Source organism: Rhizobacter sp. SG703, assembly GCF_012275445.1.
Classification (GTDB): Bacteria; Pseudomonadota; Gammaproteobacteria; order Burkholderiales; family Burkholderiaceae_C; genus Rhizobacter.
Window position 1 is genome coordinate 268,092 of the sequence record NZ_JAAZQK010000007.1, and the last position, 24,835, is coordinate 292,926.

General features: G+C 69.9%; 24 protein-coding genes and 1 tRNA gene. 8 read left to right on the forward strand and 17 right to left on the reverse strand.

Annotation, left to right across the window (positions count from 1 at the left end; genetic code table 11):
• Positions 1 to 50 precede the first annotated feature (50 nt).
• Positions 51 to 126, reverse strand: a tRNA-Ala gene (locus tag FHT26_RS16765).
• 80 nt (positions 127 to 206) lie between these two features.
• Here FHT26_RS16765 and FHT26_RS16770 point away from each other — a divergent pair.
• The 3 genes from FHT26_RS16770 to FHT26_RS16780 all read left to right on the forward strand — a co-directional run bounded on the left by FHT26_RS16770 (position 207) and on the right by FHT26_RS16780 (position 2,620).
• A complete protein-coding gene (locus FHT26_RS16770) occupies positions 207 to 668 on the forward strand; it encodes a GNAT family N-acetyltransferase (protein ID WP_168561252.1) in 462 nt (153 codons plus the stop codon).
• Positions 669 to 743: 75 nt separating this feature from the next.
• Complete coding sequence (locus tag FHT26_RS16775; protein ID WP_168561253.1) at positions 744 to 1,742, forward strand: Gfo/Idh/MocA family protein; 999 nt, start codon at positions 744 to 746, stop codon at positions 1,740 to 1,742.
• Positions 1,742 to 2,620, forward strand: a complete 879-nt coding sequence (locus FHT26_RS16780) for an ion transporter (RefSeq protein WP_168561254.1) — start codon at positions 1,742 to 1,744, stop codon at positions 2,618 to 2,620. Before FHT26_RS16775 ends, FHT26_RS16780 begins: the two co-directional genes overlap by 1 nt.
• A gap of 3 nt (positions 2,621 to 2,623) precedes the next feature.
• Here the strand turns inward: FHT26_RS16780 and FHT26_RS16785 are convergent, their stop codons facing one another.
• On the reverse strand, positions 2,624 to 3,412 hold the full coding sequence (locus FHT26_RS16785; RefSeq protein ID WP_246867936.1) for a lipase family protein: 789 nt from the start codon (positions 3,410 to 3,412) through the stop codon (positions 2,624 to 2,626).
• Positions 3,413 to 3,665: 253 nt separating this feature from the next.
• Here FHT26_RS16785 and FHT26_RS16790 point away from each other — a divergent pair, with 253 nt between their 5' ends.
• Both FHT26_RS16790 and asd read left to right on the forward strand, forming a co-directional pair.
• A complete protein-coding gene (locus FHT26_RS16790; RefSeq protein ID WP_168561255.1) occupies positions 3,666 to 4,574 on the forward strand; it encodes a dienelactone hydrolase family protein in 909 nt (302 codons plus the stop codon).
• 67 nt (positions 4,575 to 4,641) lie between these two features.
• On the forward strand, positions 4,642 to 5,490 hold the full coding sequence (asd, locus tag FHT26_RS16795; RefSeq protein ID WP_168561256.1) for an archaetidylserine decarboxylase: 849 nt from the start codon (positions 4,642 to 4,644) through the stop codon (positions 5,488 to 5,490).
• A gap of 17 nt (positions 5,491 to 5,507) precedes the next feature.
• On the opposite strand, the gene FHT26_RS16800 is transcribed toward asd, so the two are convergent.
• The 6 genes from FHT26_RS16800 to FHT26_RS16825 form a co-directional block, all read right to left on the reverse strand.
• Entirely contained in the window at positions 5,508 to 6,287 is a 780-nt protein-coding gene (locus FHT26_RS16800; protein WP_168561257.1) for an ABC transporter ATP-binding protein, read from the reverse strand.
• Positions 6,287 to 7,405 (reverse strand): succinylglutamate desuccinylase/aspartoacylase family protein, encoded by a 1,119-nt coding sequence (locus FHT26_RS16805; protein WP_168561258.1) that lies wholly within the window; start codon positions 7,403 to 7,405, stop codon positions 6,287 to 6,289. The genes FHT26_RS16800 and FHT26_RS16805 overlap by 1 nt, the downstream gene beginning before the upstream one ends.
• 20 nt (positions 7,406 to 7,425) lie before the next feature.
• On the reverse strand, positions 7,426 to 8,115 hold the full coding sequence (locus FHT26_RS16810; protein WP_168561259.1) for an ABC transporter permease: 690 nt from the start codon (positions 8,113 to 8,115) through the stop codon (positions 7,426 to 7,428).
• Positions 8,116 to 8,137: 22 nt separating this feature from the next.
• A complete protein-coding gene (locus tag FHT26_RS16815; RefSeq protein ID WP_168561260.1) occupies positions 8,138 to 8,827 on the reverse strand; it encodes an ABC transporter permease in 690 nt (229 codons plus the stop codon).
• Positions 8,827 to 9,600 carry an ABC transporter substrate-binding protein gene (locus FHT26_RS16820; protein ID WP_168561261.1) on the reverse strand — a complete coding sequence of 258 codons (774 nt, stop codon included), beginning with the start codon at positions 9,598 to 9,600 and terminating at the stop codon, positions 8,827 to 8,829. Before FHT26_RS16820 ends, FHT26_RS16815 begins: the two co-directional genes overlap by 1 nt.
• Before the next feature lie 95 nt (positions 9,601 to 9,695).
• Complete coding sequence (locus FHT26_RS16825) at positions 9,696 to 10,049, reverse strand: hypothetical protein (protein ID WP_168561262.1); 354 nt, start codon at positions 10,047 to 10,049, stop codon at positions 9,696 to 9,698.
• A gap of 193 nt (positions 10,050 to 10,242) precedes the next feature.
• On the opposite strand from FHT26_RS16825, the gene FHT26_RS16830 reads away from it, so the two are divergent.
• The gene (locus tag FHT26_RS16830) at positions 10,243 to 11,058 is read left to right on the forward strand and encodes an IclR family transcriptional regulator (protein WP_168561263.1); all 816 of its coding nucleotides are present in this window, start codon (positions 10,243 to 10,245) and stop codon (positions 11,056 to 11,058) included.
• Positions 11,059 to 11,165: 107 nt separating this feature from the next.
• Here the strand turns inward: FHT26_RS16830 and FHT26_RS16835 are convergent, their stop codons facing one another.
• Positions 11,166 to 12,656, reverse strand: coding sequence for an ABC transporter substrate-binding protein (locus tag FHT26_RS16835; RefSeq protein WP_168561264.1), 1,491 nt, complete (start codon positions 12,654 to 12,656; stop codon positions 11,166 to 11,168).
• A 174-nt stretch (positions 12,657 to 12,830) separates the two neighbouring features.
• On the opposite strand from FHT26_RS16835, the gene FHT26_RS16840 reads away from it, so the two are divergent.
• Positions 12,831 to 14,498, forward strand: a complete 1,668-nt coding sequence (locus FHT26_RS16840; RefSeq protein ID WP_168561265.1) for a Na/Pi cotransporter family protein — start codon at positions 12,831 to 12,833, stop codon at positions 14,496 to 14,498.
• 153 nt (positions 14,499 to 14,651) lie between these two features.
• Here the strand turns inward: FHT26_RS16840 and FHT26_RS16845 are convergent, their stop codons facing one another.
• The 4 genes from FHT26_RS16845 to FHT26_RS16860 are packed head-to-tail and all read right to left on the reverse strand — an operon-like array spanning position 14,652 to position 19,288.
• Positions 14,652 to 15,440 carry an NUDIX hydrolase gene (locus tag FHT26_RS16845; protein WP_168561266.1) on the reverse strand — a complete coding sequence of 263 codons (789 nt, stop codon included), beginning with the start codon at positions 15,438 to 15,440 and terminating at the stop codon, positions 14,652 to 14,654.
• Between the two features lie 37 nt (positions 15,441 to 15,477).
• The gene (locus tag FHT26_RS16850; protein WP_168561267.1) at positions 15,478 to 16,419 is read right to left on the reverse strand and encodes a response regulator; all 942 of its coding nucleotides are present in this window, start codon (positions 16,417 to 16,419) and stop codon (positions 15,478 to 15,480) included.
• Between the two features lie 47 nt (positions 16,420 to 16,466).
• A complete protein-coding gene (locus FHT26_RS16855; protein WP_168561268.1) occupies positions 16,467 to 18,272 on the reverse strand; it encodes a DAHL domain-containing protein in 1,806 nt (601 codons plus the stop codon).
• Between the two features lie 23 nt (positions 18,273 to 18,295).
• Positions 18,296 to 19,288 (reverse strand): cytochrome-c peroxidase, encoded by a 993-nt coding sequence (locus tag FHT26_RS16860; protein ID WP_168561269.1) that lies wholly within the window; start codon positions 19,286 to 19,288, stop codon positions 18,296 to 18,298.
• Positions 19,289 to 19,522: 234 nt separating this feature from the next.
• Here FHT26_RS16860 and FHT26_RS16865 point away from each other — a divergent pair, with 234 nt between their 5' ends.
• The gene (locus tag FHT26_RS16865) at positions 19,523 to 20,020 is read left to right on the forward strand and encodes a type III secretion system chaperone (protein WP_168561270.1); all 498 of its coding nucleotides are present in this window, start codon (positions 19,523 to 19,525) and stop codon (positions 20,018 to 20,020) included.
• Between the two features lie 242 nt (positions 20,021 to 20,262).
• Here the strand turns inward: FHT26_RS16865 and sixA are convergent, their stop codons facing one another.
• The 4 genes from sixA to FHT26_RS16885 are packed head-to-tail and all read right to left on the reverse strand — an operon-like array spanning position 20,263 to position 24,759.
• Positions 20,263 to 20,724, reverse strand: coding sequence for a phosphohistidine phosphatase SixA (gene sixA / locus FHT26_RS16870; RefSeq protein ID WP_168561271.1), 462 nt, complete (start codon positions 20,722 to 20,724; stop codon positions 20,263 to 20,265).
• A gap of 5 nt (positions 20,725 to 20,729) precedes the next feature.
• Positions 20,730 to 22,811: a polyphosphate kinase 1 gene (gene ppk1 / locus FHT26_RS16875; RefSeq protein ID WP_168561272.1), complete on the reverse strand. Its 2,082-nt coding sequence runs from the start codon at positions 22,809 to 22,811 to the stop codon at positions 20,730 to 20,732.
• Positions 22,808 to 23,890: a glycosyltransferase family 4 protein gene (locus tag FHT26_RS16880; protein WP_168561273.1), complete on the reverse strand. Its 1,083-nt coding sequence runs from the start codon at positions 23,888 to 23,890 to the stop codon at positions 22,808 to 22,810. Before FHT26_RS16880 ends, ppk1 begins: the two co-directional genes overlap by 4 nt.
• Positions 23,887 to 24,759, reverse strand: a complete 873-nt coding sequence (locus tag FHT26_RS16885) for a UDP-2,3-diacylglucosamine diphosphatase (protein WP_168561274.1) — start codon at positions 24,757 to 24,759, stop codon at positions 23,887 to 23,889. The genes FHT26_RS16880 and FHT26_RS16885 overlap by 4 nt, the downstream gene beginning before the upstream one ends.
• Positions 24,760 to 24,835: the final 76 nt, after the last annotated feature.

The following is a 24,835-nucleotide window of genomic DNA, read 5'->3' on the forward strand; positions in this document are numbered from 1 at the left end:
CTCGGAAATGAAGAAGCCCGTTGGACATCCAACGGGCTTCAAGGGTTTGTTGGTGGAGAGGAGGAGGATCGAACTCCCGACCTTCGCATTGCGAACGCGACGCTCTCCCAGCTGAGCTACCCCCCCAACAAGGGCGCCAGTCTATCAAAAAAAACGGCGGGCCGGCCCGCCCGGATCGGGGTGCCGGAGCGCTTAAGCTGCGCGCCATGCCCGCCGCCGTCGAGATCCGCCTCGCCCTGCCCGAAGACGCGCACGCCATCGCCGCACTGTCGCGCGAGGCCATCGAGCACGGCCTGCCCTGGCGCTGGACGCCGCAGCGCGTGCGCCGCAGCCTGCGCGACCGCAGCACCAACGTGATCGTCTGCCACGAACAGGGCGCGCTGCACGGCTTCGCGATCATGAAATACGACGACGAGGAAGCCCACCTGCTGCTGCTCGCCGTCGCCGCGGCGCAGCGCCACCGCCACATCGGCTCGGGCCTGATGGCCTGGCTCGATGCCACCACCCGCGCCGCCGGGATCGCGGTGATCCGCGTCGAGGCGCGCGCCAGCAACACGCAGGCCCGCTCGTTCTACCGCCACCACGGCTTCCGCGAGACCGGCATCGTCTCCGGCTACTACGAAGACGTCGAGGACGCGGTGCGCATGCGGCGCGACCTGCGCGGCTGACCCATCTCCCCGCCGGATTCCACGGGAGCTCCGGCCGGACTACAGTGTCGGCCGGCACCAATTCCCGGAGGCAGCATGAAGAAGGTCGTGTGGGGTGTTCTCAGCACCGCGAAGATCGGCATCGAGAAGGTCATTCCCGGCATGCAGAAGAGCGCCTTCTGCGAGGTGCGCGGCATCGCGTCGCGCTCGCTCGGGCCAGCCCGCGAGGCGGCCGACAAGCTCGGGCTGGCCAAGGCTTACGGTTCGTACGAAGAAATGCTCGCCGACCCCGAGATCGAGGCCGTCTACAACCCACTGCCCAACCATCTGCACATCCCGCTGACGCTGCAGGCCGCGCGGGCCGGCAAGCACGTGCTGTGCGAGAAGCCGGTGTCCATCACCGCGCAAGAAGCGGCCGAGCTGCGCACCGTCGCCGACAAGGTCCTCGTCAGCGAGGCCTTCATGGTGCGCTACCACCCACAGTGGCTGCGCGTGCGCGAGCTGCTGCGCGCCGGCCGCATCGGCACCGTGCGCTCGGTGCAGGTCTTCTTCTCGTACTTCAACGACGATCCGGCCAACATCCGCAACATGCCCGGCATCGGCGGCGGCGCGCTGTACGACATCGGCTGCTACGCGATCGTCGCCGGCCGCTTCCTGTTCGAGGCCGATCCGAAACGCGTGATCGCGCTGATCGACCGCGACCCGAACTTCCGCACCGACCGCAGCTGCAGCGCGCTCGCCGACTTCGGCGCCGGCCGCCACCTCGACTTCACGGTGTCGACGCAAAGCGTGCCGTACCAGCGCGTGCAGGTGGTCGGCACCACCGGCCGCATCGAGATCCAGATCCCGTTCAATGCGCCGCTCGGCGGCCGCACGAAGATCTTCATCGACGCCGGCCGCGCGCTCGACGGCTCGGCCATCGAGACCGAGACGCTGCCCGAGGCCGACCAGTACACGCTGCAGGGCGATGCGTTCTCGCGCGCGGTGCGCGGCGAGATCGCGCTGCCCTACGGCGTCGACGATGCGATCACCAACATGCGGGTGATCGACGCGCTGTTCCGCTCCGAACGCAGCGAGCGCTGGGAAGCGGTCTGATGCCGGTGCCGCCCGCCGCGCCGGCCGAGCCCGCCGACCGCTTCGGCCGCCCGCCCACCGGCTGGCGCTTGCGGCTGTTCACGGTGATCTTCGAAGCCGACACGCGCAGCGGCCGGCTGTTCGACCTGGTGCTGGTGTGGCTGATCCTCGCGAGCGTCGCCGTCGTGATGCTCGACAGCTTCGCGTCGGTGCACGCGCGCTGGGGCGGCGTCTTCTCGGTGCTCGAATGGGTGTTCACCGTGCTGTTCAGCCTCGAGTACCTGGCGCGGCTCGCCTGCGTGCAGCGGCCCGGCCGCTACGCCGGCAGCGTGTTCGGCGTGATCGACCTGCTGGCGGTGCTGCCGACCTGGGCCGCGCTGGTGGTGCCGGGCCTGCATGCGCTGATCGACGTGCGGGCGCTGCGCCTGCTGCGGCTGTTCCGCATCCTGAAGCTGGCCGCCTACATCGCCGAATACCGCGCGCTCGGCGAGGCGCTGATGGCCAGCCGCCGCAAGATCCTGGTGTTCCTGAGCTTCGTGCTGCTGGTCACCATCGTGATGGGCAGCCTGATGTATGCGGTCGAGGGGCCGCGCAACGGCTTCGACAACATCCCGGTGTCGGTCTACTGGGCGATCTCGACGATGACCACCGTCGGCTTCGGCGACATCACGCCGAAGACCGGGCTCGGCCGCTTCATCGCGTCGTTCATGATGCTGGTCGGCTGGGGCACGCTCGCGGTGCCCACCGGCATCGTCAGTGCCGAATTCACCGCGCTGCGCTTTCGCGGCCAGCCGGCGCCCACCACCCGCACCTGCCCGGCCTGCCTGAGCGAGGGGCATGCCGCCAGCGCGCGCTATTGCAGCGATTGCGGTGCGCCGCTGCCCGGCACCCGTGACTGAGGCTCAGAAAAACGCCCGCGCATAGTTGATCGGCGCATGGTCCGCCAGGTCGCGCAGCAGCACGGCGCCGGGCTTGCCGGCATGCTCGCCGAAGTAGGCGGTGCGGGCGCGCATTCGGTCGTCGTCGACCTGGACCGCATCGGGCCGCTCGACCAGTTCGCCGCCGCTCGTGATGTAGCTGGCCGGCGTCACGTGCGCATACGCGCTCAGGCTCGGCGGCAGGTCGGTGACCAGGTCGCAGCAGTTGACGAGCCGGATGCGCTGCGGATTGCGCAGCCCGGCGGCAAAGGCCGCGTCGCCGACCCGCGGCGAGCCGAGCGTCACCAGCCGGCCTTCGGGCCACACCGAGGCCGCGAGGGTCGCCAGCGCCGCGCCCAGGCTGTGGCCGGTCAGCAGCAGCCCGTTGCGCGGCTTTGCATCGCCATCCAGCCAATGGCCGATGCGCGGCAGCAGCGTGCGCGCCGCGCCGGCAAAGCCGACGTGCACCCGGCCGGCGGCTTCGGGCCACGGTGTCGTCAGCGCGTTCAGGTCGGTCGCCAGGTCGGCGAGTTCGTCGGGCTGCGTGCCGCGGAAGGCCACCAGCACCAGCCCGTCGGCCGGGCGCAGCGCACCGAAGGCCTGCGAGCCGCTGGCCGTGTCGACGAACAGCCGCGGCGCCTCGAAGCCGGCCCGCGCCAGCGCGGCGGCCAGCCGGTCGGCCTCGGCCTTCGAGCCCTCGGCCCGCACATAGGCCAGGCGCGACGCCTCGGTGGCCAGTTGCAGCAACGTCGGCGGCGCCTGGGGCGCGAACAACGTGGGCGCCCGTTCGGGCGCGTACAAGGCGGTGCGGCTGGGGTCGTAGGGGATCACGGGGCATGGCGGCAGCGGGGATCGCGCATTCTGCGGGCCGCGCAGGCAGGTGTGCGTTTCAGGCGTGCGGTCAGCGCCCAAAACCTGAGTTCTGTACGTTGGCAATCGCCGGGCAGGTGACAGGCCTGCCGTTTGCCGCTCAACTGCGCGGCTCAGTCCCCGCCCTGTTCCGATCCACCACCAGAGAGGTTCCCCGATGGCCAACGACAAGCCCCGCCAGACCGCGAACGACTTCGACCCCGAGGTGCTGCGCCTGTTCGACAAGTACGTGCATGGCCAGATCGACCGCCGCGGCTTCCTCGACGGCGCCCGCAAGTACGCCGTCGGCGGCCTGACGGCCGTCGGCCTGCTCGAGGCGCTGAGCCCGAAATTCGCCGCCGCCGAACAGGTGCCGAAGACCGACCCGCGCATCTCGGCCGAATCGGTCGAGATCCCGTCGCCGCTCGGCTACGGCAAGGTGCGCGGCTACCTCGTCAAGCCGGCACGCGTCGCCGGCAAGCTGCCGCTGGTGCTGGTGGTGCACGAGAACCGCGGCCTGAACCCGCACATCGAGGACATCGCCCGCCGCCTCGCGCTCGAGAACTTCATCGCGTTCGCGCCCGACGCGCTGTTCCCGCTCGGCGGCTACCCCGGCGACGAGGACAAGGCACGCGAGCTGTTCGCCAAGCTCGACCAAGCCAAGACGCTGGAGGACTTCGTCGCCGCCGCCAACTACCTGCGCGCGCACCCGCTGGGCAACGGCAAGCTCGGCGCGGTCGGCTTCTGCTACGGCGGCGGCGTCGTCAACACGCTGGCCACGCGCGTGCCCGAGCTGGCGGCCGGCGTGCCGTTCTACGGCAACGCGCCGGCGCTCGACAAGGTGGCCGGCATCAAGGCACCGCTGCTGCTGTTCTTCGCCGACAACGACGAGCGCATCAACGCCGCCTGGCCGCCGTACGAGGCGGCGCTGAAGGCCGCGAAGGTGAAGTTCGACGCCTACAAGTACCCCGGCACGCAGCACGGCTTCAACAACGACACCACGCCGCGCTACGACGAGGCGGCCGCGAAGCAGGCCTGGACGCGCACGATCGCGTTCTTCAACACCCAGCTGCGCACTGCGGGATGATCCCCGGGGGACGCGCGCGGCGGCATCGCTACACTGCGCAGCTTCGCCAGCCTCGTGCCCCCCAATCGTGTCGGATCGCTTCTCTGTCCTGCCGCAGTACTTTCTTCCCAAGCAAGCGCTGACGCTGTTGGCCGGGCGCATCGCGTCGGCCAGCGCCGGCCCGTCGACGACGCGGCTGATCCGCTGGTTCGTCAAGCGCTACGGCGTGGACATGAGCGAGGCGGCGCGGCCCGAGATCGAGAGCTACGCCACCTTCAACGAGTTCTTCACGCGGGCGCTGAAGCCGGGCGCGCGGCCGATCGCGAAGGCCGACCTGGTCTGCCCGGTGGACGGCGCGATCAGCCAGTTCGGCCGCATCGAGCACGACCAGATCTTCCAGGCCAAGGGACACCACTACACCACGACCGCGCTGGTCGGCGGCGACGCGGCGCTGGCCAAACGCTTCGACAACGGCCACTTCGCGACGCTGTACCTCAGCCCGCGCGACTACCACCGCATCCACATGCCGCGCGACGGCCACATCGTGCGCATGATCCACGTGCCCGGCGCGCTGTTCTCGGTCAACCCGACGACCGCGCGCGGGGTGCCGGGGCTGTTCGCGCGCAACGAGCGCGTCGTCTGCGTGTTCGAATCGGCCGCCGGCCCGTTCGTGCTGGTGCTGGTGGGCGCCACCATCGTCGGCAGCATGGCGACGGTCTGGCACGGCGTCGTGAACCCGACGCGCACCGGCCGGGTTCGCGACTGGCGCTACGAGATCGAGCCGCAGGAGCTGAAGCAAGGCGCCGAAATGGGCCGCTTCCTGCTCGGCTCCACCGTGGTGATGCTGTTTCCCGCCGGGCCGCTGGCCTTCAATCCGGCGTGGGCGCCGGGCGGCGCGATCCGCCTCGGCGAGGCGATGGCGGACACCGGCGGCTGACGGGCCACGTCACGCGATCACTTCAGGCTGCCGGCCAGGAAGCGCCGCAGCCGCTCGCTGCGCGGGCGCACCAGCACCTCGCGCGGGTCGCCCTCTTCCTCGACCACGCCTTGGTGCAGGAACATCACGTGGCGCGACACCTCGGCCGCGAACGCCATCTCATGGGTGACGACGATCATCGTGCGCCCCTCGGCCGCCAGTCCGCGCATCACCTTCAGCACCTCGCCGACCAGCTCGGGGTCGAGCGCCGAGGTCGGCTCGTCGAACAGCATCACCTGCGGCTCCATCGCGAGCGCCCGCGCGATCGCGACGCGCTGCTGCTCGCCGCCCGACAGCTGCGACGGGTAGAGGCCCTGGCGGTGCAGCACGCCGACGCGCGCGAGCAGCGCCTCGGCGCGCTCCACCGCCTGCGCCCTCGGCACGCCGAGCACATGGACCGGCGCCTCGATCACGTTCTCGAGCGCGGTCATGTGCGCCCACAGGTTGAAGTGCTGGAACACCATCGCGAGCCGGCTGCGCAGGCGCTGCAGCTGCTTCGCATCGACGGCCCGCAATCGGCCGTCGCGCCCCGGCTTCAGCGCGATCGTCTCGCCGGACAGCGTGATGCGGCCGGCATCGGGCGGCTCGAGCAGGTTGATGCAGCGCAGCAGCGTGCTCTTGCCCGAGCCCGACGAGCCGACGATGCTGATCACGTCGCCCTGGCCCGCGGCCAGCGAGACGCCCTTCAGCACCTCGGTGTCGCCGAACTTCTTGTGCAGGTCCTCGACCCGGAGCTGCTCCGCCCGAACGGCCGTCATCAATCGCTCGACAGCTTGCCGCTGCGCACCGGCGTCGCGCCCGCGACCTTGAACAGCGGGCGGCCCGCCACCGCGTAGCGCACGCGGTCGCGCGCGAAGAACAGGCCGTCGACGCGGGTGTGCAGCGGGTGCACCTCGCCGCTGATCGGGTCGATCACGTCGGCGATCAGGTCGCCGGCGCGCACCACGTCGCCCGGCTCGCGGTGGTAGGCGACCACACCGCTCGCCGGCGCCGACACCACCTCGGTGCCCGACAAGGGCGTGGCCGGGAACGGCAGCGGCGGCAAGGCCGGGGCCGGGCCGTCGACCAGGCCGCGCAGCGTCAGGAAGTCGAGCAGCGCCGCCGCATCGGCCGCGGCCTGCGGGTGCGTGACGCTGGATTCGCCGCGCAGCTCCACCGTGACCGACAGGCAGCCGAGCGGCACCGGACGCTGCGTCCCGAAGTGCGCGGCCAGCTGCCACCAGGTCTGCGAGCAGGCCTCGTCGAACGGGTTGTCGCCCGACTCCAGCGCCAGCAGCGAGGCCTGCGCGCCCAGGCAACGGGCCAGCGGCTCGACCTCGGGCCACAGCGGCGTCGCGGTGTAGAGGTGCGCCACCGCCTCGCTGTCGCAATGCAGGTCCAGCACCACCTCGGCATCGCAGGCCAGCGCCATCAGCGTCTTGCGCTGGCTCATCAGCTCGTGGATCTCGGGCAGCGCGCGCACCGCGTCGCGCAGCGCCTCGCGCACCAGTCGCGCGTTGGCGGCCGGGTCGGCGCCGAGCGTCGCATCGATGCGCGCGCGCACCGGCTCGAACAAGGCCGGGTAGTGCCGGTTGAAGTTCTCGCCGCTGCCGAGCTCGAAGCGCCCGATCGGCATGCGCAGCAGCGACTGGCCGAGCCCGATCGGATTGGCCACCGGCACGACGACGACCTCGGCGCGCAGCCTGCCCTCGCTCTCCAGTTGCGCCAGCCGCAGGCGCAGGTGGTGCGCGACCAGCATGCCGGGCAGCTCGTCGGCATGCAGCGAGGCCTGGACGTAGACCTTGCGGCCGCTGTCCTGCGGGCCGTAGTGGAAGCTGACGATCTCGCGTCGGGTCAGCAGCGAAGCGCCGCTCAGCGGGTGGTGTCGGGTTTGCATCGGGAGTCGGGGCAGGAGGGTCAGGAGCGGGGTCGCAGGTGGCGGGTCCAGCGCGCTTCGGCGCGCCGGAACAGCGCCACCAGCACGAAGGTGATGGCGAGGTAGAACAGCGCCGCGGTGACGAAAGCCGGGAACGGCAGGAAGAAGCGCGAGTTGACGTCGCGCGCCGCGCCGGTCAGGTCGAGCAGCGTGACGATGCTGGCCAGCGAGGTGGCGTGCAGCATCAGCACCACCTCGTTGCCGTAGGCCGGCAGCGCGCGCCGCAGCGCCGACGGCAGCAGGATGCGCCGCACCATCAGTGTCCACGGCATGCCGACGCTGCGCGCCGCGTCGACCTCGCCCGCCGGCGTCGCGCGGATCGCGCCGGCGACGATCTCGGTGGTGTACGCGCAGGTGTTGACCGCGAACGCCGCCACCGCGCAGAACCAGGCGCTCGACAGCAGCGGCCACAGCACGCCGGCCCGCACCGCCTCGAACTGCGCGAGCCCGTAGTACAGCAGGAACAGCTGCACCAGCAGCGGCGTGCCGCGGACCACGAAGGTGAAGCACGCCACCGGCAGCCACCAGCGGCGTCGGCTCGACGCGCGCATCACGCCGAGCGGGATCGCGGCCAGCAGGCCGAGCGCCAGCGACATCGCCAGCAGCCGCAGCGTCGTCCATGCGCCCGACAGGTACAGCGGCAGGTTGTCGGCGATCGCGTCGAAGCTCATCGCGCCGGCCTCGTCGACCGCGTCACAGCGAGATCGCCTGCACGCCCGCCGACCAGCGCTTCTCCAGCGCGCGCAGCACGACGACCGACACCGTCGTGATCAGCAGGTACAGCGCGGCCGCGGCCAGGTAGAAGGTGAACGGCTCGCGCGTCGCGCCGGCGGCCTGGCCGGCCTTCTGCATCATGTCGGTCAGCCCGATCACCGACACCAGCGCGGTCGACTTCACCAGCACCAGCCAGTTGTTCGCGAAGCCGGGCAGCGCGAGCCGCAGCATCTGCGGCAGCAGGATGCGCCGGAACACCTGCGCCGGCGTCATGCCGAAGGCCCGCCCCGCCTCCGCCTGCCCGTGCGGGATCGCGAGGATCGCGCCGCGGAAGGTCTCGGTCAGGTAGGCGCCGAAGATGAAGCCGAGCGTCGCCACGCCGGCGGCGAACGGGTCGATGTCGATGTAGTCGTCGATGCCCAGGTGCGGTGCGATCTCGTTCACCGCGAGCTGCCCGCCGTAGAAGATCAGCAGCATCAGCACCAGGTCGGGCACGCCGCGGATCAGCGTGGTGTAGACGGTTGCGCTGCGCCGCCAGAACGCCGAATGCGACAGCTTGGCCGCGGCACCCGCCAAGCCGAGCAGCACCGCGACGGCCAGCGATGCGAGCGCGACGCCCAGCGTCAGCCGCAGGCCCTCGAGCAGGCTCGGCAGGTAGCCGTGCAGCATCACTGGCCGTAGATGTCGTAGTTGAAGTACTTCGACGCGAGCTTCTGGTAGGTGCCGTTGGCGCGGATCGCCTTGATCGCGGCGTTCAGCCGGTCGCGCAGCTCGGTGTCGCCCTTGCGCAGCGCAATGCCGGCACCGGCGCCGAAGTACTCCGGGTCGCGGTAGTCGGGACCGACGAAGCCGAAGCCCTTGCCGGCCGGCGTCTTCAGGAAGCCGACGTCGCCGGCGATGCCGTCGACCATCGTCGCGTCGATGCGGCCGGCCGCGAGGTCGAGGTAGACCTCGTCCTGGCTCGCATAGCGCACGATGGTCGCGGTGGTGAACTTGGCGCTGACGTAGCGGTCGTTGATGGTGGTGCGCTGCACGCCGATGCGCAGGCCCTTGAAGCGCTCGGGCGTGCCGTCGATCGGCGAGCCGATCTTCGCGATCAGCTTGTTCGCGCTGTTGTAGTACTTGTCGGTGAACGCGACCACCTTCAGGCGCTCGGGCGTGATCGCCATCGACGCGACGATCAGGTCGAACTTGCGCGACTGCAGCGACGGGATCAGCCCGTCGAACTCCTGCTGCACCAAGGTGCAGCGGGCCTTCATCTCGGTGCACAACGCGTTGGCGATGTCGATGTCGAAGCCCTGCAGCGTGCCGTCGGGGGCGATGGTGCTGAACGGCGGGTAGGCGCCTTCGACGCCAACACGCAGCTTCGGCAGCTTCGACAGGTCCAGCGCCTGCGCACCGAGCGCGGCGAAGCACAGCAGCAGCGGGAGGATTCGTTTCATCGGGGGGGCTCCGGTAGGGGACGGGACCGCGTTGCAAGTCCCGAACCATACCGCGCCCCGGGCCGGTTCCGCTGCCGGGTTTCCCGGCCCCACCGTCACTGCGACCAGGGGCTGCGGCCGATCAGTTTCATCCGTTCGTCGAAGCTCGGTGCCGCGGCCAGCATCGGGTGGCCGGGCGCCGTCGCGGCGGCCACCTCGGCCGGACCGGGCGTGCGGCCGATCAGCGCCATGCGCTCCACATAGTCCTGCCGGCGCTCGGCGGCGCTCTGCGCCAGCGTGTCGGACGGCAGCGGCACGGCGCGCTCGCCGGGCTCAGGCGTGCGGCCGATCAGCCGCATGCGCTCGGCCCAGGCGGCGTCGGGGGCGGTCTCGCGGCCGGTGGCGGCCGCGGCAAAGGCGGCACCCTGCGTGGCGAGGGTGGCGACGGCGAGGATCAGCAGGGGTCTCATGGAACATCCTTTCGCGAAGCGTGAGGGGTGCGGGTTGGGTCGCCCCTCGCCGCCTGCCGTTCCCCCGTCCGCGGCGCCTTTACCCGGTGAAACCCTGATGCCACACCGTGCGACGTGCACGACATCTGCCGTCGCAATCGATCTCATGCCGAGCGCCGGCAAACCGCGCGAAAGCCGGCGCTAGACTGCGCCGATGACCTCGCCCGACGACGCCTCCCCCGCTGTCCCGCCCGCCGACAAACCCCGCCCCGGCGACACCTACGTGCAGTCGTTCGCACGCGGCCTGAGCGTCATTCGCTCGTTCAGCGCGAAGGCGCCGCAACAGACGCTCAGCGAGGTCGCGCAGCGCACCGGCCTGACGCGCGCCGGCGCGCGCCGCATCCTGCTGACGCTGGAAGGCCTGGGCTATGTCGAGAGCCAGGGCCGGCAGTTCCGGCTGACGCCGAAGATCCTCGACCTCGGCTTCGCCTACCTGTCGTCGCTGCCGCTGTGGAACCTGGCCGAGCCGGTGATGGAGGCGCTGGTCGAGCAGGTGAAGGAATCGAGCTCGGCGGCGGTGCTCGAAGGCGCCGACATCGTCTACGTGCTGCGCGTGCCGACGCACAAGATCATGAGCATCAACCTGGGCATCGGCAGCCGGCTGCCGGCCTACTGCACGTCGATGGGCCGCACGCTGCTGGCCGGGCTGCCGCCGGATGAGCTCGACCAGCGCATCGCGTCGATGGCACTGACCGCCCGCACACCGCACACCGAGACCGACCCGCAGCGCCTGAAGGGGCTGATCGCCCAGGTGCGGCGCCAGGGCTGGAGCCTCGTCAGCCAGGAGCTGGAGGAAGGGCTGGTGTCGATGTCGGCACCGATCCGCGATCGCTCCGGCCGTTCGATCGCCGCGTTGAACATCAGCGGGCAGGTCAACCGCACGCCGCCGGGGCACATGCTGGAGGCCTTCCTGCCGAAGCTGCTGGAGGCGGCGGACACGATCTCGCGGCTGCTGCAAATGAAAACGTGACCGAGCAGGCCGACAGGCCGTGAAAGATCAAGCAACGCCCGCGGAGCCGGCTTTGCCGGGCCGCCAGGTGGCGCCCCTCGGGGGCAGGAGCGATAGCGACTGGGGGGCTACACCTTCACCCAGCGCAGCGCCACGATGTCGTCCGGCCACTGCACTGCCTTCACCTTCTTCTGCATCGCCCAGCTCAGCGTACGCCGGTACAGCGGCACATAGGGCAGGTCGTCGCCGATCAGCCGCAGCGCGACGCCGACCATCGCGCGCCGGCGCATCAGGTCGGGCTCGACGCGAATGCCGTCGATCAACGTGTCCAGCGCCGGATTGGCGTAGCGCCCGACGTTGAAGGTGCCCGCCCCGCCCTGGCCGAAACTGTGGAACAGCGCGTTCAGCGTCGCCCAGGCGTCGGTGGTCGGCGTCCAGCCGAACTCGACGAAAGTGCCGGTTGCCTGGCTCAGCTTCGGGAAGAACTGGTTGGTCGCCGACGAGCGCAGCGTCGTGCGGATGCCCACCTGCGCCAGCATCGCGGTCGCGGCCTGGCAGACGTTCTCGCGCCACGCGATGTTCACGCAATCCAGCGTCACCGCGAAGCCGTCCGGGTAGCCGGCCTGCGCGAGCAGCTTCTTCGCGGCCACCGGGTCGTAGGGCAGGCGCCTGTCCAGCTCGGCCAGCGAGCCGTCGACCAGCGGCGACAGGAAGGCCCCGGTCGGCGTCGCCTGGCCGCGCAGCACCTTGCCGACGATCAGGTCGACGTTGATCGCCTGGTAGACCGCCTGGCGCACCCGCCGGTCCTTGAACGGGTTGCGGCCCTTCACGTCGGCATCGAGCAACTGCTCGCGCGACTGGTCGAACGCGAGGTACTGCTGGCCCAGGTCGGCGACCTGCATCACCGTCAGGCCCGGGTCGGCCTTCAGGCGTGCCACGTCCTGGAACGGCGGGTCGAGCACCAGGTCGACCTCACCGGAGCTCAGCGCCGCCAGCCGCGTCGCCTCCTGGCGGATCGGCAGGAAGCTCACCTCGTCGAGGTTGCCGTTGCGCTTGTCGCCGCGGCCCCACCAGCGCTCGTTGGCCTTCAGCACGACACGCACATCCGGCTCGTAACGCTCCAGCCGGAACGGTCCGGTGCCATTGGCGTTGCGCACCGCGAAGGTCTCCTGCTTGCCATTGAAGTCCTGCGCGCGCTCGACGCCATGGCGGCTGGCCCAGGCCTTGCTCATGACGCCGATGAACGGCAGTTTCTCGGGGAACACCGCGTCGGGCGAGCCCAGCACGAAGTCGACCGTCAACGCGTCGACCTTGCGGACCTCGGCCACGGCGCCGAGCTGGAACGCGCGCTGCGATGGCGGCTGGCGCGCACGATCGACCGAGAAGACCACATCGTCGGCGCTCATCGGGCTGCCGTCGTGGAAGACCACGCCGGGTCGCAGCTTGAAGCGCCAGGTCCGCTCGTCCATCGCCTGCCACGACAACGCAAGCGCGGGTTCCAGCCTGAACTGCTCGTCGCGCCCCACCAGCGACTCGTACACCTGCGTGCTGACCCGCGAGTGGTACAGCAGCGCGAGCGCATGCGGGTCCATCGTCTGCGGGTCGAAGCCGCTGGCCACCCGCAGGCTGGCCCCGCAGGCGCCCCCCCGCCACGCAACCGAGCCAGAGCCCGACCATCGCCACCAGCCACCGCTTCCCGTGCCACCTCGTCTGCCGCGCCATGGACCTTCCCCCGCAGTTGGAGCCCGCATGATCGCAAAGCCCGGCCCGAAATTGGGTTACAACCTCACCACATGCAACACCTGCTGAACCTGCTCGCCGCCATCTCCTTGCTCGTCTGGGGCACGCACATCGTGCGGGTCGGCATGCTGCGGGTGTTCGGCGAGAACCTGCGGGCCGTGATCTCGCGCAGCGTACGCAGCCGCATCGTCGCGCTGCTGGCCGGCGTCGGCGTCACCGCGCTGGTGCAGTCGAGCACCGCCACCAGCCTGATCGTCACCTCGTTCGTCGGCAAGGGCCTGATGGACACCGGCGCCGCGCTGGCCGTGATGCTGGGCGCCGACGTCGGCACCGCGCTGATGTCGGTGCTGCTGTCGTTCGACCTGTCGTGGGTGTCGCCGCTGCTGATCTTCGCCGGCGTCGTGATGTTCCTGTCGCAGGAAGACCGCGGCATCGGTCGCGTCGGGCGCGTCGTCATCGGCCTCGGACTGATCACGCTCGCGCTGCAGCTGATCGTCGCCGCCACCGAGCCGCTGACGCGCTCGCCGGCGGTGCGCGCGATGCTGGTCAGCCTGCCCAATGACGTGATGCTCGAGATCACGATCGGCGCGGTGCTGGCCGTCGTCTCGTACTCCAGCCTCGCCACCGTGCTGCTGGTCGCGATGCTGGCCAATGCCGGCCTGCTGCCGGCGCCGGTCGCGCTCGGCCTGGTGCTTGGCGCCAACCTCGGCACCGGTGCGTTGCCGCTGCTGGCGACCGCGCGCGGGTCGGTGCAGGCGCGCCGCATGCCGCTCGGCAACTTCCTGTTCAAGCTGGTCGGCTGCCTCGCGATGATCCCGCTGCTGCCGCAGGCCCACGTGCTGCTGCAGGACTATGTGCCGACCGTGCTGCAGCAGGTGGTGGTGTTCCACCTGGCGTTCAACATCGCGCGCTCGGTGCTCTTCATTCCGTTCACGCCGCTGGTCGGCCGCCTGCTCGACAACTACCTGCCGCAGCCGCGCGCGCTCGGCACCGACCGCCCGCGCCACCTCGACCCGCTGGCGCTGAGCTCGCCGTCGGTCGCGATCGCCTGCGCCGCGCGCGAGGCGCTGCACCAGGCCGACGTGGTCGAGACGATGCTGCGCGGCATCCTGCCGGTGATCCGCTACAACGACCTGGCGCTGGCCGAGCAGCTGCGCAAGATGGACGACGTGGTCGACGAGCTGTACTCGGCGATCAAGTTCTACCTGACGCAGATCTCGCGCAAGGCGCTGTCCGAGCGCGAGAGCCGGCGCTGGACCGACATCGTCTCGTTCACGATCAACATGGAGCAGATCGGCGACATCATCGAGCGCGTGCTGCAGGACATCGAGGACAAGAAGGTGCGCAAGAACCGCAGCTTCTCCGATGCCGGCATGGCCGAGATCGTGCACCTGCACGAGCGGCTGATGGCCAACCTGCGGCTTGGCATGAGCGTGTTCCTCGACGGCCACGTGCGCGACGCGAAGCGGCTGCTGGAAGAAAAGGCGCGCTTCCGCGACCTGGAGCACGAGTACGCCGCAAGCCACATCGTGCGGCTGCAGGAGAACACCGCGCAGAGCATCGAGACCAGTTCGCTGCACATCGACCTGATCAGCGACCTGAAACGCATCAATTCGCACATCTGCTCGATCGCGTACCCGATCCTCGAATCGGCCGGCGCGCTGTCGCAGACGCGGATCCGGCATTCGCAGCTGTCGGCGCTCTCTTCCGACGAATCCTAGAGGGCCGAGCGCCGGGCCGCCCCAAGCCGGCCCCCGCAAGCCGCGAGACGCGGCTCGCACTCTGGCCGTCCAAGCCCGCGCAGGCGGGCTTGGAGCCGCGGCCATCGTTCCCCTCGGGGGATCGGGCGACGTACCCGTCGACCGAGGGGCCAACTACAAGTAGCCGTGCCGTTTCAGCCAGTGCGCATGCACCAGCGCGGCCTCGAGCGTGAAGACGCCGGCCTTCAGGCTCTCGAGCAGTTGTCCGGCCGGCACGCAATCGAAGCCCTCGACCTCGCCATCCTGGTTGTCGGGATCGATGCCGGGCAGCACCTCGCCCTCGAACATCTCGATGCGCTCGACCATGTACCCGTTGCCGTCGACCGGGCGGCGCACCCGCTGGTGGCCGAGCGCGCGCACGTTGCGCATCGTCGCCACTTCGAGCCCGGCTTCCTCCCAGGTCTCGCGGTGCAGCGCGGACGCCACCGTCTCGCTCGCCGACAGCATGCCGCCGGACAGCGTGTCCCACTGGCCGGGGTCGGTCGCCTTGTCGAACGCTCGTTGCTGCACCCACACGCGGCCGTCGCCGGTGTGACCCACCAAATGCACCGCGACGGTCGCGATGCCCAGCGGGCGCACCGCCGCACGCTCGATCAGCGCCTGCCGCTCGTCGTGCTCGTTCGTCACCGCCAGCAGCTCGTCGCGCCAGGCGCCGCCCAGGCCGTGCTCGTGCAGCCAGCGGGCGATCACCGCCAGCGCCGCGTCCGGCGGGCCTTCGACCTGCCAGCCGCCGGCACGCGGGCGCACTGGCAGGTCGGCTTGTTCCATGTGGCGGGCGAGCAGCGGCTCGATCGAGCCGATCACCGCGTCGGTGGCCTGCAGCCAAAGCCGCTCGCGCAGCGTCTGCGGGGGCTGGTCGGCCAGGGTGTGGAGGTGGTGCAGCCAGTCGGGTGTGTCGTCCATCGTGGCTGCGATGGTATCGGCTCCGGCACCGCCCCGTTCAGGCCGAGAACAGCCGCCAGCGCGCGGTCATCGCCTTCAGCCCCTGCAGGATGCCGCTCGGCACCGGCGCGTCGAGCCCGGCAACGCGCACCGTGCGGTGCAGCGCGACGTGGCGGGCGTCTCCCAGGCAGCGCAGGTGCTCCTTCATCGCTGCCGACACCGCGAGGCTCAGCACCGCCGGACGGATCGGCTTGCTGGCGAAGCGGTAGATGCGGGCCTGGTTGATCAGCCGCACGACCTCGTCCGCATCGGTGTGGTCCGTCAGCATCACGGTGATCAGCGCCGGGAAATGGGTCTTCAACGCGTGCAGCAGCTGGCCGGTGTCGGCGCCGCCGACGCGCGCTTCGCACACCATTACGCCGATCGCGTGGCGCGCCAGCAGTTGCAACGCGCCGGCGACGCTGTCGGCCCGGTACACCGTGAGCTCCGCGCCGAGCGCCTGCCGGACCAGCGCGCAGTCGTCCTCGCTGTCATCGAGCAGCAGCACGCCGGCCACCGGCGCCGCCGCGGCGCGGCCCGCCGAACCCGGCGGCGTGACGATCGGGGCCGGGCGCGACTGCATCTGGCCGACCTCGGCCGCGTCGGCCAGCGTCGTGCGGATCGCGTCCTGGTCCCAGGGTTTGGTCAGGTAGCGAAAGATCTGGCCGTCGTTGACCGAACCGAGGATGGCCTCCTGGTCGGCATAGCCGGTCAACAGCACGCGCACCGTGTGCGGCCAATGCTGGCACACCTTGGCCAGCAGCTGCACACCGGTCATGCCGGGCATGCGCTGGTCGCTGACGATCACGTCGATGGGCTCGTGGCGCAGGATCTCCAGCGCCTGCGCGCCGCTCGACGCGGTGAACACCTCGTAGGTGTTGCGAAACATCACGCGCAGCAGGTTGATGATGCGTTCTTCGTCGTCGACGAACAGGATGCGGGCTTTCTGCGGGGCTGTCACGTGGCGGGCTCCGTCGGTGGGTTGGCGGGTGGGGGCGGTCGCGGGGATCAGGCGGCCAGCAGGACCGGCTTGTCCGCTTTGGCGGCCTTGTCGGATTTTTCCGGCTCGCGCGGGCCCAGCGGCAGCAGGATCGAGAACACGGTGCCGACACCGGGCTCGGTGTCGACGAGGATCTTGCCGCCGTGCTCCTGGATGATCTTGAACGAGATCGACAGGCCCATGCCGGTGCCTTTTCCGATCGGCTTGGTGGTGTAGAACGGGTCGAAGATCTTCGGCAGCACGTTCGCCGGAATCCCGCTGCCGTTGTCCTGGATCTCGATGCGCACCATGTCGTCGCCCTCGCGCGCGGTGCGCAGCGTGATCACGCCGGGTTCGGCGCGCTCCGCCGGCATCGCATGCACCGCGTTCGTGATGATGTTCAGGAACACCTGGTTGATCTGCGACGGCGAGCACTGGATCTTCGGCAGGTCGAAGGCCAGCTCGCGACGGATCTCGACCGTGTTCTTCAGCAGGTTGCGCGCGAGCAGCAGCGTGCTCTCCAGGCCCTCGTGCACCGCGAACTCGCTGACCTTCGCGCGGTCGAGCCGGCTGAAGTTCTTCAGGTTCGTGACGATCTCCGAGATCTGCTCGATGCCGTGGATGCCGTCGGCCAGCAGCTGCCCCATCTCGTCCATCACGCGGCTGCCGGAGACCTCCCGCGTGGACTTGTCGAACCGGTTCGCCACCGTCTGCAACTGCGCGCGGTCGCGCTGCTCGTTCGGCAGGTGCAGCATCTGCGCGAACTGCACGCTGTTGGCCGCCAGCTGCGCCACCGGCACGACCTGCTCGCGCAGCACCTCGAACGTGCCCTTGACGTACGCGAGCGGCGTGTTGATCTCGTGGGCGATGCCGGCCACCATCTGCCCGAGGGCCGACATCTTCTCGGACTGCACCAGGTGGACCTGCGACTCCTTCAGCTCGTCGTGGCTGCGCGTCAGCTCCAGGTTGACGCGCGCCAGCAGGCGGTAGCTGGCGACGAGGCGCCACGCGAACCAGCCGAGTGCGACCAGCAGCGCGGCCGAATAGGCCACCAGCACCCAGCGCCAGGTCTGCTGCGAGACCAGCAGCTTCTCGTGCTCCAGCGCATTCATGTCGGCCAGCTCGTCCAGCGCGCGCGCCGTCGGCAGCACCGCCAGCTGCTTCAGCAGCCTGTCGCCCAGCTGCTGCTGGCGCACCACCGTCTCGGCATGGGCCGCGTAACCCGCAATGCGCTCGGCCGTGGCGTCCGGCAGCGCCTTGGCGAGCTTGCGCAGGTGGGCGATGCTGTCGTCGACACGGGCGACCAGGCCGGCGTCGGGCGTGTCGGTGTAGACAAGCGTGTCGACCAGAACGCGGTCGACCGCCTGGATCAGCCCGTCGCGTTCGGCGGCCGGCCCCGCGGCCAGCACTTCCGCGGCCGCCGACGGCAGGTAGCGGGTGGAGTTGCGCAGGATCGAATGTTGCGACTTGAAGCGGTCGATCAGCTCGACCTTGGACGCCATCAGCTGCCGGTAGTTGTCGAGCAGCGGCACGATGCGCGCGCCGCTGTCGCCGCGACCGCTCCAGAACAGGTTGGTCTTGCTGCGCAGCAGGTCGTCGAGCGATTCGATCACCGGCAACGGGCTCGCAACCGGGTCGTAGCTCGCGTTCAGGCCGGTCTTCGAGCGCAGCACGTCGACGTTCCATTCGGCATCGATCTGCTTGAGCTGGCGCAGCAGCGAGCTGATCTCGCCGTATTCGGCGTGGTTTACATCCGAGGTCTTGTCCACCAGCAGCGCCAGCACCAGGGCCAGCCCGGCGCCGACCAGCAGGTTCACCCAGGTTCTCTTGTTCATCGTGATCATGGGAGCTCGCTCGTTCAAGGTTGGGTGCGGGGCTCGAGCGAGCGGCCGCGAAGCTCGCCGGTGAGCGTGTACAGGAACTTCACGATCAGTGCCTTGTCCTGCTGCGGAGCGGGTCGCCCAAGCTGGTAGCGGAACATCGTGTCCACCGCATCGTCGAGCGTGCGGGCCGAGCCGTCGTGGAAGTACGGCGCCGTGAGCGCGACGTTGCGCAGGCTGGGCACCTTGAACATGTGCCGGTCCGCCTCGTTGTGCGTCACGTTGTAGCGACCCATGTCGGCGCCGGTCGGCTCGCCGCGGCCGGCGAAGTAGTCGCCCATCACGCCGAACACCTGGAACATGTTGCCGCCGACGTTCACGCCCTGGTGGCAGGCCACGCAACCGTAGCTCTTGAACAGCCGGTAGCCTTGCAGTTCGTCGCGGTGCAGCGCCGTCATGTCGCCGCGCAGGTACTTGTCGAAGCGCGCATTCGGCGTCGTCAGCGAGCGCTCGAACACCGCGATCGCATCCTGGATGTTGCGCGGCTTCAGCCCGTCGCGGTACGACTCGCCGAAGGCCGACACCAGGCTCTTGTCGCGCGACAGCTTCTCGATCACCTGCGACCAGTTGCTGCCCATTTCCTTCGGGTTGTGGACCGGGCCGGCCGCCTGTTCTTCCAGCGACGCCGCGCGGCCGTCCCAGAACTGGCGGAAGTTGAAGCCGCTGTTCAACACCGTGGGCACGTTGATCGGACCCACCGCGCCCCCGATGCCGATGGCGCTGACGCGGCCATCGACGCCGCCGCGCTCCAGCGAATGGCAGCTGGCGCAGGCGATGGTGTCGTCGCCGGACAGGCGCTTGTCGTGGAACAGGCGGTCGCCGAGCGCCACCTTGCGCGCATCGAGCCGGACATCGAGCGGGATCGGCCGGATCGGCTCGTCGACCTGCGCCCACGCTTGTCCTGCAGCGAAGCCGCCGAGCGCGGCGGCGAGAACAACAGCGGCAATTTTTTCGGCATCCAACCAGGGCATGAGGACCTCATCAATCGTTGTGTGCGTGATGCGTCACTGCACCCGACGACTATCGGCTCAGGTTGTCACGTGACGTAAGGAATTGCCGCACAGGTCGCCCACTCGAAAAGTCAACAACTGCCAACTGCGTTGACACACCCATCACGGGTACGAATGTCTGGCGCCGGGACCGGAACCGGCGGCGGCGTCAGGCCACTCAGTCCGCACCGAATCCCTCGGCATGAACATCGATCCATGAGCAACATCCTGAAGAACCTGGTGGACGGCTTCGCGCGTCGCGTCGGCGGCACGCACTTCGAGTTCGACGGCGAAGGCCACCTGCAGCTGGTGGTCGACGGCAAGTACGTCGTGAGCCTGCTGCACGAGCCCGACGAATCCCGCATCCACCTGTTCGCCGAAGCCGGCACGATGCCCTTCGGCCTCGATCATCTGCGCGATCGGCACGGCGAAGACCGCTGGCAGGCCAGCACCGACCGCACCGATGCCGAAGGCTTCACGTCGGCGCTGCGCTGGCATGAATCGACCGGCAGCGTGCTGCAACTGGCCAGCGCACCGGTCGCGCAACTCGACGATGTGAAGTTCGCGAACTGGCTCAAGCTGTTCCTCGACAACCTGACCCGGCTCGACGCGATGATCGCGGCCGGGCCCGATGTCGAGAACGCCGAAGTGATCGAGGTCAGCGAGTTCCCGCCGATGGATCCGCTGGAACTGGAACTGCAGTTGATGATGTGAGGCGGCGGCGGCCGGTTGGCGCTCCGCACAGCCGCCATCCGATCAAGGTCGGGGACCACACGGTGAGCCAGGAGCGGCTTCCCACAACCGCGCTTCTGCCGGAGTTTCAGCTGCAGCACGTGATGCTCGGTGCGCCACCCTCGGATGTCGGCGGCCCAGCTTCCGAGCGTCTCAACGGGATGCTGTCCGCACTGGAAGAGTTGCCCGCCTTCCCGGTCTGACCACGGCCCTGACCGCCGACGTTACAAGCAGTCCGGCGCCTGCACCGCCTGCAGCACGGTGTCGACGACACCTTCGCGGTCGCGCCGTCGGAACCACCACACCGCGCCCTTCTTGATCGACCAGGCCTGCGGCTGGCCGCTCAGCAGCAGCGCCGCCACCTGGCCCAGCGTCGGCTGGTGGCCGATCACCAGCACCGGTTCGGTCGCATCGGGCCAGCGCGCGACCTTCAGCACCGCCTCTGCCGTGGCCTCGGGCGCCAGCACCGGCACGGTCTTGAACGATTTGTCGAGCGCCTTCGCGGTCTGCTGCGTGCGCACCGCGGGGCTGACCAGGATGCGCGTCGAATGCGCGAGCCGCTGGTTCAGCCACTCGGCCATGCGCTGCGCCTGGCGCTCGCCCTTTGGCGTCAACGCGCGCTCGAGGTCGCCTTGGCCCTCGCGCAACACGTGCGCTTCCGCATGGCGCCACAGGATCAGGTCCATGTCGATCACCCCGCTCCGGATGGCTTCGCCGTCATCAACCGCATCAGTGCCTGCTGCGCGCTCGGACCTTCGGTGCCGATGCGCTGGTAGCTGCCGTCCGACTGCAGGGACCACGCGTCCTGGCCGTCGTGCAGGTAGGGCACCAGGCATTCGTCGATGACGCGCTGGCGCAGCGCGGCGCTGCGCACCGGCCAGGCCACCTCGATGCGGCGGAACATGTTGCGCCCCATCCAGTCGGCGCTCGACAAGAACAAGGCCTCGTCCGCCTCGCCCTCGCCCCAGCGGAAGTACAGCACCCGCGAATGCTCCAGCAGCCGGCCGACCACCGAGCGCACGCGGATGCGGTCGGTGCGGCCCGGGATGCCCGGCGGCAGCATGCAGGCGCCGCGCACGATCAGGTCGATGTCGGCGCCGGCCTGGCCGGCAGCGACCAGCGCCTCGATCAGCGGCACATCGGTCAGCGCATTGATCTTCACGACGATGCGCGCCGGCCGCCCCGCTCGCGCCGCATCGGCCACCTGGTGGATGTGCGCGAGCATCTGCTTGTGCAGCGTGAACGGCGCCTGCAGCAGCTGGCGCAGCGGCCGCATCTTGCCCAGGCTCGCGAGCTGCTGGAACACCGTGTCGATGTCGGCGGTCATCTCGGCATCGGCCGTCAGGCAGCCGACGTCGGTGTACAGCCGCGCGGTCTTCGGGTTGTAGTTGCCGGTCGACAGGTGGCCGTAGCGCCGCAGCCTGCCCTCTTCGCGCCGGGTCACCAGCAGCAGCTTCGCGTGCGTCTTCAACCCGACGATGCCGTACACCACCTGCGCGCCCACCGCCTCCAGCCGCTCGGCCCAATTGATGTTCGCCTCTTCGTCGAAGCGCGCCTTCAGCTCGACGACGGCCATCACCTCCTTGCCGCGCCGCGCCGCGTCGATCAGCAGGTCCATCAGCGGCGACTCGCTGCCGGTGCGGTAGATCGTCTGCTTGATCGCGAGAACGTCGGGGTCTTCGACCGCCTCGCGCAGGAACTGCACCACCGGCTCGAACGATTCGAACGGGTGGTGCATCAGCACATCGCCATGGCGCAGCCGCTCGAAGATCGAATGGTCGCGCGACAGCCCGGCCGGCCACGGCGCGTCGTGCTGCGCGAAGCGCAGCGCCGGCGCATCGGCGGCGTCGATCAGCGCGTTCAGCCGCACCAGGTTGACCGGCCCGTTCACGTGGTACAGCGCCGCCTGCGGCAACGCGAACTGCAACAGCAAGAACTCCGACAGCTCCGGCGGGCAGGTGTTCACCACCTCCAGCCGCACCGCCTGGCCGAAGTGGCGCGTCGTCAGCCCCGAGCGCAGCGCCTGCCGCAGGTTGGCGACGTCTTCTTCGTCGATCGCCAGGTCCGAGTCGCGCGTCAGCCGGAACTGCGAGAACGCCTCGACCTCGCGGCCAGGGAACAGCTCGGCCAGGTGGGCGCGGATCACGCTGGTCAGCAGCACGAAGGCCTGGCCGCCGCCGGCGATGTCGTCCGGCAGCCGGATCACGCGCGGCAGCACGCGCGGGACCTTGACGATCGCGATCGTGTTCTCGCGCCCGAACGCGTCCTTGCCGCCCAGCCGCACGATGAAGTTCAGCGATTTGTTCGCGACCTGCGGGAACGGGTGCGACGGGTCCAGCCCCACCGGCACCAGCAACGGGCGCACCTGGCGCTGGAAGAAGGCGTCGACCCAGCGCCGCTGGGCCTCGTTGCGGTCGCTGTGGTTCAGGATCTGGATGCCCTGCTGCTTCAGCGCCGGCATCACCTCGTCGTTGAAGCAGCGGTACTGGTCGTCGATCAGCAGGTGGGCCTCGGCGGCCACCGTCGCCAGGTCGCGCGCCGAGACGCCGGCGCCGGGCTGGCGCACCGCCTCGATGTAGTCGGCGAAGCGCACCTCGAAGAACTCGTCCATGTTGGACGACACGATGCAGATGTAGCGCAGCCGCTCCAGCAGCGGCACGTCGTCGCGCCGGGCCTGGGCCAGCACGCGGCGGTTGAACTCCAGGATGGCGCTTTCACGGTTCAGCAGCGCCGGCATCAGCGGTGCCGGCGAAGCGGCGGTCGGCGGGGTCATCCGACGAGTTTATGAAGGTTTTGCGTCGGTTTCGTGACAGCCAGGTCAGCGCCCGGCGCGGCCGGCACCAGGTGGCCGAGGAACTCGCGGCACACCGGCTCCCAGCCGAACTGCAGCGCGCGCTCGCGGGCCCGATCGCGCGGGATCTCCAGCGCCTGCAGTGCCGCCGTGCGCAGATCGTCGTGCAACACGCCGCCATCGCGCCCGTCGCGCTGCGGCGCGACCACGTCCAGCGGCCCGGCCACCGGGTAGGCGGCGACCGGCGTGCCGCAGGCCAGCGCCTCCAGCATCACCAGCCCGAAGGTTTCGGAGCGGCCGGGGAACACGAACACGTCGGCGGCGCTGTAGATGCGCGCCAGCTCGCTGCGGTCGACCACGCCGCGCCAGTGCACCTGCGGGTACTCGCGCTGCAGCCGCTCCTGCAGCGGCCCGACGCCGTAGACGATCTTCGAGCCCGGCAGGTCGAGGTCGAGGAAGGCCTCCAGGTTCTTCTCGTAGCTGAGCCGGCCGACATGCAGGAACACCGGCCGCGGCAACCCGAGGTCGGCGCCCGGCACCGGCTCGAACAGTCCCAGGTCGACGCCATGCGACCAGCGCCGCAGCGGCGTGAATCCATAGCCCTGCAGGATGTCGAACATGCCGGCGGTCGGCACCATGATGCCGCTCGACTTCGCATGGAAGCGGCGGAACCAGGCATAGCCCCAGCGCTCCGGCAGGTGCAGCGCCCGCGCCAGGATCTCGGGGAAGCGGGTGTGGAACGCCGTCGTGAACGCGAGCCCGCGCCGGATGCAGTGCGCACGCGCGGCGCCGCCGAGCGGTCCTTCGGTCGCGATGTGGATCGCATCGATGCCACCATCGTGAAGCGCGGCATCGTCGATGCGCCGCGCCACCTCGCGCCCCGGCCTCCACGCGAGTTCGATCTCGCGGTAGCCCGGGCAGGCGAAGCGCCTGAAGCCCGACGGCTCGATCATCAGCACCTGGTGGCCGAGCGCGGTCAGCCCCTGCTGCAGCTCGACCAGCGTCGTGACGACGCCGTTGACCTGCGGCTTCCATGCATCGGTGACCAGCAGGATCCTCATGCGGCCTCCGCGACGGCGGGCGCGGTCGCCGTCGCCTGCGGCTCGCGATCGCGCAGCTGCTGCGCCCAGTCGATGATCTCGAGCCGCCCGTCCGCATGCTCGACCAGCGCGGTCAGGCTCTCGACCCAGTCGCCGTCGTTCGCATAGGTGATGCCGTCGATCTCGCGCAGCTCGGCATGGTGGATGTGCCCGCAGACGACGCCGTGCATGCCGCGGCGGCGCGCCTCGCGGGCCACCGCGTTCTCGAAGTCGCCGATGAAGCTGACGGCCCGCTTGACCTTCAGCTTCAGGTATTTCGACAGGCTCCAGTACGGCAGGCCCATGCGCGCGCGCAGCGAGTTCAGGTGACGGTTCAGCTTCAGCGTGAACTCGTAGAGCGTGTCGCCGACGTGGGCGAGCCACTTGGCGCACTGGATGACGCCGTCGAACAGGTCGCCGTGCAGGATCCACAGCCGCCGGCCGTCGGCGGTCTCGTGCACCCACTCCTCGGCGACCTCGATGCCGCCGAACTCGTGTCCGACGTATCGGCGCGCGAACTCGTCGTGGTTGCCCGGGACGAAGACGACGCGCGTGCCCTTGCGCGCCTTGCGCAGCAGCTTCTGCACCACGTCGTTGTGCGACTGCGGCCAGTACCAGTGGCGCCGCAATTGCCAGCCGTCGACGATGTCGCCGACCAGGAACAGCGTGTCGCTCTCGACGTGGCGCAGGAAGTCGAGCAGCGCATCGGCACGGCAGCCGGGCGTGCCCAGGTGCAGGTCCGAGATCCACACGCTGCGGTAGCGCAGGCGGTGCGCGGTCGGTTCGTCCTCGGCGCCGGGCGGCGGCTCCTGCGGGACGGTCCAGGCACGAAGAAAGGCGTCTCGTTGCATGGACGCCCAGCTTCGCAGCCGGGCGTGACGTGGCAGTGGCAAGGGCATGACGGGCCGGTGACGCCGCGCCATCCGA

Coding starts and splice junctions, on each gene's coding strand:
- FHT26_RS16840 (WP_168561265.1), top strand. CDS start 12,831: ATGCAACACCTGCTGAACCTGCTCGCCGCCATCTCCTTGCTCGTCTGG.
- FHT26_RS16885 (WP_168561274.1), bottom strand. CDS start 24,759: ATGCAACGAGACGCCTTTCTTCGTGCCTGGACCGTCCCGCAGGAGCCG.
- FHT26_RS16810 (WP_168561259.1), bottom strand. CDS start 8,115: ATGAGCTTCGACGCGATCGCCGACAACCTGCCGCTGTACCTGTCGGGC.
- FHT26_RS16830 (WP_168561263.1), top strand. CDS start 10,243: ATGACCTCGCCCGACGACGCCTCCCCCGCTGTCCCGCCCGCCGACAAA.
- FHT26_RS16845 (WP_168561266.1), bottom strand. CDS start 15,440: ATGGACGACACACCCGACTGGCTGCACCACCTCCACACCCTGGCCGAC.
- FHT26_RS16865 (WP_168561270.1), top strand. CDS start 19,523: ATGAGCAACATCCTGAAGAACCTGGTGGACGGCTTCGCGCGTCGCGTC.
- FHT26_RS16880 (WP_168561273.1), bottom strand. CDS start 23,890: ATGAGGATCCTGCTGGTCACCGATGCATGGAAGCCGCAGGTCAACGGC.
- FHT26_RS16860 (WP_168561269.1), bottom strand. CDS start 19,288: ATGCCCTGGTTGGATGCCGAAAAAATTGCCGCTGTTGTTCTCGCCGCC.
- FHT26_RS16825 (WP_168561262.1), bottom strand. CDS start 10,049: ATGAGACCCCTGCTGATCCTCGCCGTCGCCACCCTCGCCACGCAGGGT.
- FHT26_RS16790 (WP_168561255.1), top strand. CDS start 3,666: ATGGCCAACGACAAGCCCCGCCAGACCGCGAACGACTTCGACCCCGAG.
- FHT26_RS16800 (WP_168561257.1), bottom strand. CDS start 6,287: ATGACGGCCGTTCGGGCGGAGCAGCTCCGGGTCGAGGACCTGCACAAG.
- FHT26_RS16815 (WP_168561260.1), bottom strand. CDS start 8,827: ATGCTGCACGGCTACCTGCCGAGCCTGCTCGAGGGCCTGCGGCTGACG.
- FHT26_RS16855 (WP_168561268.1), bottom strand. CDS start 18,272: ATGAACAAGAGAACCTGGGTGAACCTGCTGGTCGGCGCCGGGCTGGCC.
- FHT26_RS16805 (WP_168561258.1), bottom strand. CDS start 7,405: ATGCAAACCCGACACCACCCGCTGAGCGGCGCTTCGCTGCTGACCCGA.
- sixA (WP_168561271.1), bottom strand. CDS start 20,724: ATGGACCTGATCCTGTGGCGCCATGCGGAAGCGCACGTGTTGCGCGAG.
- FHT26_RS16780 (WP_168561254.1), top strand. CDS start 1,742: ATGCCGGTGCCGCCCGCCGCGCCGGCCGAGCCCGCCGACCGCTTCGGC.
- FHT26_RS16820 (WP_168561261.1), bottom strand. CDS start 9,600: ATGAAACGAATCCTCCCGCTGCTGCTGTGCTTCGCCGCGCTCGGTGCG.
- FHT26_RS16770 (WP_168561252.1), top strand. CDS start 207: ATGCCCGCCGCCGTCGAGATCCGCCTCGCCCTGCCCGAAGACGCGCAC.
- FHT26_RS16775 (WP_168561253.1), top strand. CDS start 744: ATGAAGAAGGTCGTGTGGGGTGTTCTCAGCACCGCGAAGATCGGCATC.
- ppk1 (WP_168561272.1), bottom strand. CDS start 22,811: ATGACCCCGCCGACCGCCGCTTCGCCGGCACCGCTGATGCCGGCGCTG.